The following is a 12,415-nucleotide window of genomic DNA, read 5'->3' on the forward strand; positions in this document are numbered from 1 at the left end:
GAAACTATAAAATTATGATAAAATGAATATGTGCGCTTGTGGACAAGTGGCACGCATAATGGGTGACATTGTGGATATCAATTGTTGTTGATAACAGACGATGTTCGCATATCAATAAACCAAAGTAAATTTATTAGGAGGAATTCAAAATGGCAAACAAATGGGTTTACATGTTCAGTGAAGGAAACATGTCCATGCGTAATCTCCTTGGTGGAAAAGGTGCTAACCTTGCCGAGATGACTGATATCGGTCTTCCAGTACCACAGGGATTCACAATCACAACAGAGGCTTGTACTCAGTATTATGAGGATGGCCGCAAGATTAACGACGAAATCATGGCACAGGCTATGGAAGGCGTTAAGAAAATGGAAGAGATCAACGGAAAGAAATTCGGAGACCTCAAGAATCCATTACTTGTTTCTGTTCGTTCCGGTGCCAGAGCATCTATGCCAGGTATGATGGACACCATCTTAAACCTTGGACTGAATGACGAAGTAGTTGCAGCAATGATCGCTGGAAACCCAGATCCTAAATTCGAGCGTTTCGTATATGACTCTTACAGACGTTTTATCCAGATGTTCTCTGACGTTGTTATGGAAGTTGGTAAGAAATATTTCGAGCAGCTCATCGATAAGATGAAAGCAGACAGAGGAGTTAAGTTCGACGTTGAACTTACAGCCGCTGACTTAAAAGAATTAGCAGAGCAGTTCAAAGCTGAGTACAAGAACCAGTTAGGAACCGATTTCCCATCTGATCCTGTAGAGCAGTTAAAATTAGCTATCGAAGCTGTATTCCGTTCATGGGATAACCCACGTGCAAACGTATATCGTCGTGATAACGATATCCCATATTCCTGGGGAACCGCTGTTAACGTAATGCCTATGGTATTCGGTAACTTAAATGATGAGTCTGGTACAGGTGTTGCATTTACCCGTGATCCTGCTACAGGCGAGAAGAAATTAATGGGTGAGTTCTTAATCAATGCTCAGGGTGAGGATGTAGTTGCTGGTGTTCGTACACCTATGCCAATCGCTCAGATGGAGCAGGAATTCCCAGAAGCATATGCTGAGTTCATCAAGGTTTGTGAGACTCTTGAGAATCACTACCATGACATGCAGGATATGGAGTTTACAGTAGAGAACAAGAAGTTATACATGCTTCAGTGCCGTAATGGTAAGAGAACTGCTCCAGCAGCTCTTAAGATTGCATGTGACCTTGTTGATGAAGGACATAAGACAGAAGAAGAAGCAGTAGCTATGATCGATCCTCGTAACTTAGATACACTTCTTCATCCACAGTTTGATGCAGCAGCATTAAAAGCAGCTACACCAATCGGAAAAGGTTTAGGAGCTTCTCCTGGAGCAGCTTGTGGTAAGATCGTATTTACAGCAGAAGATGCAGAAGCTTGGAACGCTCGCGGAGAGAAAGTTGTACTTGTTCGTCTTGAGACATCTCCAGAAGACATCACAGGTATGAAAGCTTCCCAGGGTATCTTAACTGTTCGTGGTGGTATGACATCTCACGCAGCTGTAGTTGCCCGTGGTATGGGTACATGCTGTGTATCCGGATGTGGCGATATCGCTATGGACGAAGAGAATAAGAAATTCACTCTTGCTGGAAAAGAATTCCATGAGGGAGATTTCATCTCTATCGATGGTACAACAGGTAACATCTACGATGGCGAAATCAAGACAGTTGACGCTACCATCGCTGGTGAGTTCGGCCGTGTTATGGCTTGGGCTGACAAATATAGAAAACTTAAAGTTCGTACTAATGCAGATACTCCTGCAGATGCTAAGAAAGCTCGTGAGCTTGGAGCAGAAGGTATCGGACTTTGCCGTACAGAGCATATGTTCTTCGAAGAAGACAGAATTGCAGCATTCCGTGAGATGATCTGTTCTGACACTGTAGAAGAAAGAGAAGCAGCTCTTGAGAAGATTCTTCCATATCAGCAGGGAGACTTCAAAGCTCTTTATGAAGCACTGGAAGGATGCCCGGTTACTATTCGTTTCCTGGATCCACCTCTTCATGAGTTCGTTCCTACAGAGGAAGCTGACATTAAGAAATTAGCAGATGCTCAGGGCAAAACTGTTGAGCAGATTAAGACAATCATCGATGGACTTCATGAGTTCAACCCAATGATGGGTCACAGAGGATGCCGTCTTGCTGTAACATATCCTGAAATTGCTAAGATGCAGACAAAAGCTGTTATCCGTGCAGCAATCGAAGTTCAGAAAGAGCATGCAGATTGGAATGTGAAACCTGAAATCATGATTCCATTAGTATGTGAAGTTGAAGAGCTTAAATACGTTAAGAAAGTAGTTGTTGAGACAGCAGACGCTGAGATCGCAGCTGCAGGCGTTAAATTAGAGTACGAAGTTGGTACTATGATTGAGATTCCTAGAGCTGCTCTTACAGCTGATGAAATCGCTAAAGAAGCTGACTTCTTCTGCTTCGGTACTAACGACTTAACTCAGATGACATTTGGATTCTCCCGTGACGATGCTGGTAAGTTCTTAGATGCTTACTATGACAAGAAGATCTTCGAGAACGATCCATTTGCTAAGTTAGACCAGACTGGTGTTGGTAAACTTATGGATATGGCACTGAAACTTGGTAAGCCAGTTAATCCGAACCTTCACGTTGGTATCTGTGGAGAGCACGGTGGAGATCCTTCATCTGTTGAATTCTGCCACAAGATTGGTCTTGACTATGTATCATGTTCACCATTCCGTGTACCAATCGCTAGATTAGCAGCAGCACAGGCAGCAATCGCTAACAAATAAGAATGGAACAAAATATAATATGTAGTATTCCTGGCATTGCCTGGATGCTATATAGTTAAAGATAAGCCCCTCCGGTTGGAGGGGTTTATTTTACTTTACAGGAAATTGCTTTCCTGTAAAGTAAAAAACAAAAGAGATTTCCCTTGTAAATTTGTATTATTTGTATTATAATGCATAATACAAAAAGAAAACTGACATATCAAAGAGAAGAAAAGAAAATTCCAAAAGGGAATATCGAAAATACCGGAAAGGAGGGACCTTGGGTGGTTATATCCATAAATGAAACGTCGGAAGTGCCAATTTATCAGCAGATTCGAAATCAGATTGTACTTGGAATATCCAATGGAAGATTAAAGCCGGGAGAGCAGCTTCCCACTGTACGGGCATTGGCCGGAGAAATCGGAATCAATTCCATGACGGTGAATAAAGCCTATGCACTTTTAAAGCAGGAAGGTTATATTTATACAGACCGGCGGAATGGAGCCCATGTGCGGAAGGAATTTTCCGAAGCAAAGGAATTATCGGAGAAATCCCAAGAACTATTGCAGCAGATTATTTCCGAAGCCAAAATCTGTGGTATGACACAGGAAGAATTCTTAAAGATATGTGAGAATATGTATAAGGGGTGAGAAAAATGTTTCTTAATATTATATTTTTTGCAACATTGTATCCTGTTTTATTTATCATATGCATTGTATTTGCATTACAGAATTCCTATAAAGATGGCATGCTTTTTGCTGTAAATATGAAACGTGAATGGGTAGAGGATGAGAATGTAAAAGCAATCCAGAAGCGCTTTAAAAAAGAAATGATATGGTATAGTCTTATTCTTGCAATTATTCCGTTTAGCTGTCTTTTTATTCCATACTTTTCCATACAGATGACAATCTGGATGGTGTGGTTGATTGTAGCGATTATTCTATTGATGCTTCCAACTGTATTTGCCAATAATCGTCTGAAACAATGGAAACGGAAAATGGGCTACTATGAAGAGCAGTCAGCAGAACGATATGTGGAATTAAAAAATGCAGGAACTGTCCATTGTATGCATTTTCTGCCGTTTTTTTTACCGCTTGCCCTGGGAACAGTCGCCGCAATTGCTGTTATTCCTTTTGCTAAGGTGATGGGAATCTTCTGTCTCATTGGTGCCACAAGTGGATATATTTTTCTGCTGGTGGCAATCTGGACGGACCGGCAGCCGGTACAGGTAATAAGCAGCAACAGCGATATCAACATTAATTATACCAGAGCCAAGAAAAGAATCTGGAAGAACATGTGGCTGTGTGCAATCTGGCTGAATACCGCATTAATCCTGTTTTTGATTCTGGTATCTTTTATGCAAAAGCAGGTGGGAATGATTTACCTTGCAGGCATGATTGTATTTATAATTCTTCTGGCGGCTATGTGCATTCCGGCCATTGTGATATTAGGAAGAGTAGAAAAGGCATATGAAGATAAACATGATTTAAATGGAGGAATCGAAGACGATAGAAACTGGATTGGCGGCATGCTTTACTATAATCCGAGGGATTCACATACCATCGTGGATAAAAGGGTTGGAATCGGAACCACGGTCAATATGGCAACTAAAGCAGGAAAAGGCACGATATTGTTTATTATAATAGCATTACTGATGCTTCCACTTGTCTGTGTATGGGTGATTGCAGAAGAATTTACACCGATTCATTTGGAAATTGAAAATCAGTCCCTTTGTGCAGAACATATCCGTACAGATTATGAGATATCATTGGATGCATTAGATGATGTGGAAATGCTGACAGAGCTGCCAAACTGGTCAAGGGTAAATGGAACCGGCATGGAAACCTTGGAAAAAGGAACCTTTAAAATCAGTGGTGAAGGGGAATGCCAGGTATTCTTAAATCCACAGAATAAAAAGTTCCTGTATTTTACTGCAAATGGAAAAAACTACTATATGAGTGGTATTGACGATACCGAGACAGAAGAGATTTATCAGGAAATCATGAATCAAAAATAGGGTGATTGGATAAAACTACAGGAAACACGCTTTGCAATCTACTTGTGCAAATGAAAATATTTGACTTGTAACATAAAAAGAGTTACAATTCAAATATATAAAGGAGATGGAACTTTGAGAGAGTATTTAGAACAAATAATGCATCAAAGTATCACGGAACGTCCTTATGACTCTGTGGAGAAATTACCATTGGGATGCAGAAATGCATTTGAATTAACAATCATAGAAATTCAAAACCAGGAAATTCTTTTAGCAACACCGGTAGATACGATGAATTTGACAGAACTTCGAAAAATGCGAATTCAACTGGAGCGGTATACAGGGTATCGATGTGTGTTCTATTTAAAAAAAGCAAATTGGTATTCAATTCCTAAAATGGTGGAAGAGGGAATTCCTTTTATATGGGAAAATCATCAGATTTATCTACCGTTTATGGGAATGCTTTTGAAAAATAATGAGCAGAGAACACCAAAGAACTGTTCTGTTATTTCATTTTTGACGCAGAAAATGTTACTGAAAGCCTTATATGAAAATTGGCAGGATGTATCTGCGGTACGGGCAGCGGAGAAATTGGAAGTGTCCAGAATGTCAATAACCAGATGCTATGATGAAATTGATGCTTTGGGAATGCCTTTTTTAAAAATAAATGGAAGATCAAGACGTTTCTTTGCCAGAAATGATAAGATAGTAATGTGGGAGGAGATACGTCCGTTTTTGCGAAATCCTATTATACATGAATTCAGACCAGAAAGAAAACCTGATGCAGATATGGTTTTAAGTGGCATATCTGCCTTGGCAGAGTACTCCATGTTGGGAGAGGATAACTATGTCACATATGCTATAAGTAAAGCTCAGGTTGGAGCGTTGGGGTTAAAATCTATTCGGGAAATCCCAAAGAATGAAGAACCAGTCTGTATAGTGCAGGAAATGGGATATATTTTGCCCTTCGAGAAGGGCAATGTGATAGATCCACTTTCGTTGACACTGATACTGTCCGAAGAGGAAATGAAAGATCCTCGTGTAGAAAGTTCGGTAAATGAAATGTTGGAGGAATTTGTATGGTAAAAGGAATAGACATTTTTCAAGAGTATTTTAACGAATATACAGATCAGTATGTGCTTATTGGTGGGGCAGCATGCAGTGTGTCTTTTGAAGAACAGGATATCAATTTTGGACGAACAACAAAAGATCTTGATATTGTTCTGATTGTGGAGGCACAAACAAAAGAATTTGGAGAACGTTTCTGGAAATTTATCAAAGACGGAAAATATAGAATCAGGGCAAAAAGTAATGGGGAACCACAGTTCTATAGATTTGATAAGCCAGAAGATGAACGATTTCCTAAGATGATAGAATTATTTTCAAGAACTAATTATCTGTTACAGGAGGAGAATGGACTGACCCCAATTCATATTGACGATTCGGTCTCAAGTCTTTCTGCTATACTCTTAAATGATGCTTACTACCAGGCATTAATGGATGGAAGAGAAATTATGAGAGGAATCTCTGTGTTAAAGCCGGAATGGATTATCCCATTTAAGGCAAAAGCATGGCTGGACCTAAGAGAGAAAAAAGATGTGGATTCATCGGATATTAAAAAACATCGAAATGATATCATCCGAATTATATCTGACATGTTTATACAGAAGTGTATCCTTCCGGACGAAGTGCGAAAGGATATGGAGAAATTTATAGAGCAGTTTGATGTTACGGAAAGTGAATTGAAGAATTTAAAAATTCGTGGAACAAAACCAGAAGACATCAAGCGGGCATTGCAAACTACATATCTGGATTAAGTTATGAATGATGGAAGGACATATATATATTAGAAAAACAAAAACAGCCTGCCTTACCGGGCACTCTGAATTATCAGAAGTGCCGGATAGGGCAGGCTGTTTTGCCAGAAGCTTATTTTTTTCTTCGGATATGTACTTCCGGAATAGCGACATTATCAAAACTGACGCTGGAAGCATGTTCATCCTTGGAGGAGTTCTGTTCCTCAGCTGTATGAGTAGTGGCATCAGAAGCAGCTTTGTGTACTTCCGGAATGGCAACATTATCATAAGTCAGATCATAATTTTTCTTTTCACGTTCTTTTCTTGCATTCTTGATTTTATTTTTAAAATGAAACATAAGGTGCTCCTTTATTTACAAAATATTAATAAAAAATGTAATTACAAGGCTGTTGATGAAATCGGCAAACAGACTTCCCACCAGTGGAATCAGAAGGTATGCTTTGACGGATGGAACATAGCGGTCACAGAGTGCCTGCATATTTGCCATGGCATTTGGTGTGGCACCCATACCGAATCCGCAGGTACCTGCAACAAGGACTGCTGCATCGTAATCCCGCCCCATAATATTGAACTCAATAAAGTAAGTAAATACAGCAATCAGAATGACCTGTGAGCTTAATAAAATGATAAGCGGAAGTGCCAGAGAAGCCAGTTCCCATAATTTTAAAGTAATCATAGCCATACCAAGAAATAATGACAGGGAAATACCACCCAGGTCATTAATTTCTCCCATATGGATCGTGGCATTGCCATGGGAGTATTCCACAATATTACGAATCAGTGCGGCTGCTAACATGGCACCAATATAAATTGGAAAAGTCAGTCCTGTTTTTGTTAGAAAATAGGAAAAAATAGTACCAAGTCCAATGGCAAGGATAAGCTGGAAAACAGCGGAAGCATACATGTTGGTATGGCGTTCGTGTTTTTTCTCATCTTCCACTAAGAGGCTGTCATCTTCGGAAGCAACAGTAGAGAGAAGATTTTTCTTTTCTACAAGACGTTTTCCTAAAGGACCGCCAATCAGACTTCCTGTAATCAGACCGAAGGTAGCAGCAGCCGTACAGATGGTAGTGGCACCATGGATATTGAAATCCTCCAGTACCGGTCCAAAAGCACCTGCTGTACCATGTCCGCCCACCATTGGAATGGAACCGGTACACATACCGATTAATGGATTTAATCCTAATAGTTTGGATAATCCAACGGCAAGAAAGTTCTGGGTAATAATAAGGGCAATGACCAGTCCTAAAAATACTGCCATGGATTTCCCACCACTTTTTAAGACTTTTAAGTTAGCCTGAAATCCTACGGAAGTAAAGAAGAATACCATACATACTTCCCGCAGGGTATCATCAAAGGAAAATTCTGCAACTCCGGTACTGTAACAGATACAGGTGAAAATCGCAAAGAGCAGACCGCCGATAACGGGTGCCGGAATACAGAATTTTTCCAGAAAATGTATTTTCTTTCGTAAAAAACTCCCCAGCATGAGTACCAGTACAGCGACAGCTAAGGTCTGGTACATATCTAAATGTATATTCATAGTATTCCTTTCTGGTTTTGTGTATCGTTTTCGGAAGAAAGTGTAATGCCCTGTTTCTCATAATAGGCAACAGCTCCCGGATGGAATGGAATCGGCATGCCATCAGTAGCATAAGTTTCATCTAATTGCAGGTTTAAAGAGGTTGCATACTGTAAATCCTTCGCATGGGAAAAAAGCCATTCCGTCAAGTGCTCTACCGTATCGGAAGAGAGCTTGTCGGAAGCAAGGAGAACCGCTTTGACACCAAGGGTATGGATATCTTCCGTCTGTCCGGTGTAAGTATTGGCAGGAATGGTATATTCACTATAGGATGGATAAGCAGACAGCAATTTATTCCTGCATTTCTCATCAATATCCAAAAGACGGATATCACATTCTTTGGCTAATTCTTCGATTACAGTTGTCTGGATACCGGCAGTACAGAAAAATGCATCGATTTTTCCATTGATAAGCTGGTCAGCAGCATCGGTATAATCGAGGTTTACTGTTTTCACCAGCTCAGTGGTAAGTCCGCTCATGGTCAGAATCTGGTTAGCGTTCTGTTCAGTACCGGAATCCTCCGCACCGATGCTGACGGTTTTGCCCTGTAAATCATCCAGCGTCTGAATATTGGAGTCTGCACGGATGACAATCTGACAGGCTTCCGTATATAGCCCGGCAATAGCGGAATATCCCTGACAAGGATCTCCCTCAAAAATTCCACTGCCTTCATAGGCGGAGGCAATCAGGTCAGACTGGGCTAATCCAAGTTCGATATATCCACCGGAGAGCAGCCTTAGATTGGCAGCAGAGCCTGCGGTTGTCTTAACTTCAAACTGATAGGTATCATCCTCCGAGGAGGCAAGTCCGGTAAAGGTATTGGCAAAGGTATAGTAGATTCCACCTATGTCAGCGGCACCAAAGCGGATGGTTTTCTGATAACCACTGCATCCACTCACAAAAAGCAGTGCAAGACATAGAAGAAGACGGAATGGTTTCTTCATATATAAAATCCTTTCTTTTTAAAATTTAATCCCAAAGAAATATTTTACAATAATTTTTTCAGAAAAGGAAGAGCGAAAATAGTGGCAAAGTGGTGAGAAAAAATATCGTTAATCCTATATTTTTTTAGAAAAAAAGAGATTATAATGTGATGGAATGAAAAGAAGGAGGAAGGATTTATGCAGAAAATAACAGTAAAAGTAGATGGTATGCAGTGTGGAATGTGTGAGGCACATGTAAATGATGCAGTGCGGGCAGCATTTCCGGTAAAGAAAGTAACTTCATCCCACAGTAAAAAAGAGACCGTAATTATTACCGATACCGATATTCCGGAGGAAAAAATCAAAGAAGTGATTAAAAACAGTGGATATGATGCGTTAGAAGTAACAAAAGAACCATATGTGAAGAAGGGATTATTTTCAGCATTCCGCAAATAAACAGAATATCTTAAGAAAAATAATATATATATTATCGGCATAGTATGTTAAAATGAGAAATCGGAAATAATAGGAAAAGAGGACAACGTAATGTTATTGGATTTTGTAGAAATGCTGAAGGTTATTTTTCTTGGAATTGTAGAAGGAATTACAGAATGGCTTCCAATCAGCAGCACAGGACATATGCTTTTAGTGGATGAATTTATCAGGCTTGATATGACAGATTCATTCAAAGAGATGTTTTTCGTGGTGATACAGTTGGGAGCTATTCTTGCGGTAGTGCTTTTGTTCTGGAAGAAAATGTTTCCGTTCCAGTTTAAAGACAAGACACAGCCGGTCATCCGGAAAGATATTTTTTCTTTATGGTTTAAGGTTGTAGCTGCCTGCATACCGGGAGCTGTGGTAACGCTTTTGTTTGATGATTATGTGGATGCACATTTTCATACACCGCTTGTGATTGCTGCTGCATTGATTTTCTATGGTTTTGCGTTTATTCTGATTGAAAACTGGAATAAAAAGCGGAAAGTAAGGGTGGAAAGCTTAAATGATATTACTTATCAGACAGCATTTTTTATCGGACTTTTTCAGGTACTTGCAATTATTCCGGGAACCTCCCGTTCCGGTGCAACCATTATCGGAGCACTTTTAATCGGAGTATCCCGTGTGGCTGCAGCAGAGTTTACATTTTTCCTGGCTGTGCCGGTTATGTTTGGCTGGAGCCTGATCAAACTTATTAAGTTCGGCTTTGCGTTTTCTGCTCAGGAACTTTGTGTCTTAGGCTTAGGTTGCGTGGTAGCATTTGCGGTATCTGTAGTAGTCATTCGTTTTCTGATGGGCTATATCAAAAAACACGATTTTAAAGTATTTGGCTGGTACCGGATTATTCTTGGAGCCATTGTTTTAGGCTATTTTGCACTATAGGAACCGCTTAAGAAAATGAGAGATTCTTCCGATATAAAGAATGGAACAGATTGTTTTAAGCAAAAGGATTTGCTTATAGATATTTTCAAGGAGGAATTTTTATGAACACAAACGCAGTAAATCAGGTGGCAGAAAACGTTTCTGGTTATACGGAATCGGAAAAGAGCAGCAAAGTCTCCGGAAAAACCATTGGAGAGCCAAAGCTTTCGGATAAGGCGAAAGAGTATTATGAGAAGCTGAAAAAGAAATTTAGCACGATGGATTTCATTCTGGTATCCAAGGATATGAAAGAGACAGCAAAAGCCAATGCAGGACAGTATGCCAATGCCAACAAAATGGTGGTTCTAATTGATGAAGAGAAGATTGAGCGGATGGCAGAAGATGAGTCTTACCGGAAACAGTACGAGGGAATTATAGCCAATGCATCCAGTCAGCTTGCAACCATGCAGAGTCGGTTTGCGAATGGACAGAGTGGTGTGAAGGCATATGGCATTCAGGTAAATGATGGCGGCAATGCATCATTTTTTGCAGTTGTAGATAAGTCTTTATCTCTTCAGAAGAAACGTATCGAAAAGAAACAGGAAGAAAACCGTGCAGAACGTAAGAAAGCTCAGAAGGAAGCTTATGAGAAACGAATGAATAAGGAGGATGAAGATACATCTTCCGTTAAGAAATCGGACAGGACTGACAGCACGGATAAAACTGGTAAGAGTGAAGAGCTTGTAACGGTTACTGCTGGTTCGTTGGAAGAACTGGAAAAGAAAATCCAGGATATGTTATATGACAGCATGAGCGATTATGTATTTACACCACAGGAAAAACAGGTTGGCTGGAATGTAGATTTTCGTAGATAATTAATAAAAGGCAGGATACAATATGGAAAAGAACCCCTATATATTGCACTCCGGGCAGCCCTGACTTTCTTAATCCACTGGGAAATCAAAGTGGAGAAAAAGGACTGCCTGGAGTAGAGGTACGATTCGTATGCTGACGTTCCGGAAGGGAATGGATAAACTGGCGTGGTGTCATGCCATAGCGTTTTTTAAATTCCCGGTAGAAGTAGGAAAGGCTGCTGAAACCGGCAGTCATGGCGGCATCTGTAATGGATAGCTCCTGCTGTTCTAAGAGGTCGGCAGCCTTTTGCAGGCGCAGGCTCTTGATATAATCTAAGCATGACATTCCGACATATTTCTTAAAAAAGCGCATGAAATGATATTCGCTGAAATAGCAGGAGGATGCCAGGCTTTCAATAGAAATATTTTCGGTATAATGTAATCCGATATATTCTAAGACACCCTTAATCTTCTGGGTATGTTCGCTTTGAAGCTGTGGCTGCTCAGAACTTTTGCTGCAGTACGGAAGTAGAAGGGTAAGAAGCTTTAACAGCAGGGATTTTAACATCAGTTCATATCCCGGCTGGGCAGCGGAATAACAGCTGCTGATTTCATAGAACAATGCGAGGGCATCCGGGTAGACCGGGTGCTCTTTTACTATATGAAAAGGGGGAATCAGCTGCTGCTTGGCAAGGGGCATCAGATATCGCATGGCACAGATATCTGCAGAGGATGCACCAAGGAAATCAAGGTGAAAGACATATGTTTCCGAATGCATATGCCCGGCAGGTAATATGGCAATGGAATGCAGAGCCAGTGGAGGAATGAAAACGAAATCTCCAGGCATAGCCTGAAAGCTTTCAAGGTCAACCTGATACGTACAGACACCGCTGGTAATCAGGGTAAATTCAGCCTCTTCATGCCAGTGTGGCGTAACAATGGGATACCGTTCCTGCAACGTAGTAAGATATTTCTTTAATGGAAAAATTCGTTCGCCATGAACGGCCTTTTCTTTTTGTTCCAGAGGGAGTTGTTTTTTATCTTTCATGGGAATCTCCTTTTAATGTTGCTTATTTAAACAGCATTTATCCTGATTTTTTATACAAACAAAATGAAAGAAAT

At 40.4% G+C, this 12,415-nt stretch carries 12 protein-coding genes; 8 read left to right on the forward strand and 4 right to left on the reverse strand.

Going from position 1 to position 12,415, the window contains the following annotated elements:
• The first annotated feature begins 149 nt into the window (after window positions 1–149).
• From ppdK to DWW33_RS00390, 5 genes are all read left to right on the forward strand, one after another.
• Window positions 150–2,786: a pyruvate, phosphate dikinase gene (gene ppdK, locus DWW33_RS00370; RefSeq protein WP_117840960.1), complete on the forward strand. Its 2,637-nt coding sequence runs from the start codon at window positions 150–152 to the stop codon at window positions 2,784–2,786.
• Between the two features lie 263 nt (window positions 2,787–3,049).
• Window positions 3,050–3,415, forward strand: coding sequence for a GntR family transcriptional regulator (locus DWW33_RS00375; RefSeq protein ID WP_118638797.1), 366 nt, complete (start codon window positions 3,050–3,052; stop codon window positions 3,413–3,415).
• Window positions 3,416–3,420: 5 nt separating this feature from the next.
• Entirely contained in the window at window positions 3,421–4,782 is a 1,362-nt protein-coding gene (locus tag DWW33_RS00380; RefSeq protein WP_118638639.1) for a DUF5808 domain-containing protein, read from the forward strand.
• Window positions 4,783–4,896: 114 nt separating this feature from the next.
• Window positions 4,897–5,847 carry a hypothetical protein gene (locus tag DWW33_RS00385; RefSeq protein WP_147404692.1) on the forward strand — a complete coding sequence of 317 codons (951 nt, stop codon included), beginning with the start codon at window positions 4,897–4,899 and terminating at the stop codon, window positions 5,845–5,847.
• Entirely contained in the window at window positions 5,841–6,578 is a 738-nt protein-coding gene (locus DWW33_RS00390) for a hypothetical protein (RefSeq protein WP_118638641.1), read from the forward strand. Before DWW33_RS00385 ends, DWW33_RS00390 begins: the two co-directional genes overlap by 7 nt.
• A 112-nt stretch (window positions 6,579–6,690) precedes the next feature.
• On the opposite strand, the gene DWW33_RS00395 is transcribed toward DWW33_RS00390, so the two are convergent.
• The 3 genes from DWW33_RS00395 to DWW33_RS00405 are packed head-to-tail and all read right to left on the reverse strand — an operon-like array spanning window position 6,691 to window position 9,104.
• Window positions 6,691–6,915, reverse strand: a complete 225-nt coding sequence (locus DWW33_RS00395; protein WP_118638642.1) for a hypothetical protein — start codon at window positions 6,913–6,915, stop codon at window positions 6,691–6,693.
• 15 nt (window positions 6,916–6,930) lie between these two features.
• Window positions 6,931–8,121 carry a sodium/glutamate symporter gene (gene gltS, locus DWW33_RS00400; RefSeq protein ID WP_118638643.1) on the reverse strand — a complete coding sequence of 397 codons (1,191 nt, stop codon included), beginning with the start codon at window positions 8,119–8,121 and terminating at the stop codon, window positions 6,931–6,933.
• Window positions 8,118–9,104, reverse strand: a complete 987-nt coding sequence (locus tag DWW33_RS00405) for a TAXI family TRAP transporter solute-binding subunit (protein ID WP_118638644.1) — start codon at window positions 9,102–9,104, stop codon at window positions 8,118–8,120. The genes gltS and DWW33_RS00405 overlap by 4 nt, the downstream gene beginning before the upstream one ends.
• A 177-nt stretch (window positions 9,105–9,281) precedes the next feature.
• Between DWW33_RS00405 and DWW33_RS00410 the strand changes: the two genes are divergently transcribed.
• From DWW33_RS00410 to DWW33_RS00420, 3 genes are all read left to right on the forward strand, one after another.
• Complete coding sequence (locus DWW33_RS00410; RefSeq protein ID WP_022242629.1) at window positions 9,282–9,539, forward strand: heavy-metal-associated domain-containing protein; 258 nt, start codon at window positions 9,282–9,284, stop codon at window positions 9,537–9,539.
• A 90-nt stretch (window positions 9,540–9,629) separates the two neighbouring features.
• Window positions 9,630–10,460 (forward strand): undecaprenyl-diphosphate phosphatase, encoded by an 831-nt coding sequence (locus tag DWW33_RS00415; protein ID WP_117946872.1) that lies wholly within the window; start codon window positions 9,630–9,632, stop codon window positions 10,458–10,460.
• Between the two features lie 101 nt (window positions 10,461–10,561).
• Window positions 10,562–11,314 carry a DUF6033 family protein gene (locus tag DWW33_RS00420; RefSeq protein ID WP_118638645.1) on the forward strand — a complete coding sequence of 251 codons (753 nt, stop codon included), beginning with the start codon at window positions 10,562–10,564 and terminating at the stop codon, window positions 11,312–11,314.
• Between the two features lie 85 nt (window positions 11,315–11,399).
• Here DWW33_RS00420 and DWW33_RS00425 read toward each other — a convergent pair whose 3' ends face one another.
• Window positions 11,400–12,341 (reverse strand): AraC family transcriptional regulator, encoded by a 942-nt coding sequence (locus tag DWW33_RS00425; protein ID WP_117840968.1) that lies wholly within the window; start codon window positions 12,339–12,341, stop codon window positions 11,400–11,402.
• Window positions 12,342–12,415: the final 74 nt, after the last annotated feature.

It is taken from the genome of Roseburia sp. AF15-21 (assembly GCF_003479505.1).
GTDB classification, from domain to species: Bacteria; Bacillota; Clostridia; order Lachnospirales; family Lachnospiraceae; genus Roseburia_C; species Roseburia_C amylophila.

Coding starts and splice junctions, on each gene's coding strand:
- ppdK (WP_117840960.1), top strand. CDS start 150: ATGGCAAACAAATGGGTTTACATGTTCAGTGAAGGAAACATGTCCATG.
- DWW33_RS00380 (WP_118638639.1), top strand. CDS start 3,421: ATGTTTCTTAATATTATATTTTTTGCAACATTGTATCCTGTTTTATTT.
- DWW33_RS00390 (WP_118638641.1), top strand. CDS start 5,841: ATGGTAAAAGGAATAGACATTTTTCAAGAGTATTTTAACGAATATACA.
- DWW33_RS00395 (WP_118638642.1), bottom strand. CDS start 6,915: ATGTTTCATTTTAAAAATAAAATCAAGAATGCAAGAAAAGAACGTGAA.
- gltS (WP_118638643.1), bottom strand. CDS start 8,121: ATGAATATACATTTAGATATGTACCAGACCTTAGCTGTCGCTGTACTG.
- DWW33_RS00405 (WP_118638644.1), bottom strand. CDS start 9,104: ATGAAGAAACCATTCCGTCTTCTTCTATGTCTTGCACTGCTTTTTGTG.
- DWW33_RS00410 (WP_022242629.1), top strand. CDS start 9,282: ATGCAGAAAATAACAGTAAAAGTAGATGGTATGCAGTGTGGAATGTGT.
- DWW33_RS00415 (WP_117946872.1), top strand. CDS start 9,630: ATGTTATTGGATTTTGTAGAAATGCTGAAGGTTATTTTTCTTGGAATT.
- DWW33_RS00420 (WP_118638645.1), top strand. CDS start 10,562: ATGAACACAAACGCAGTAAATCAGGTGGCAGAAAACGTTTCTGGTTAT.
- DWW33_RS00425 (WP_117840968.1), bottom strand. CDS start 12,341: ATGAAAGATAAAAAACAACTCCCTCTGGAACAAAAAGAAAAGGCCGTT.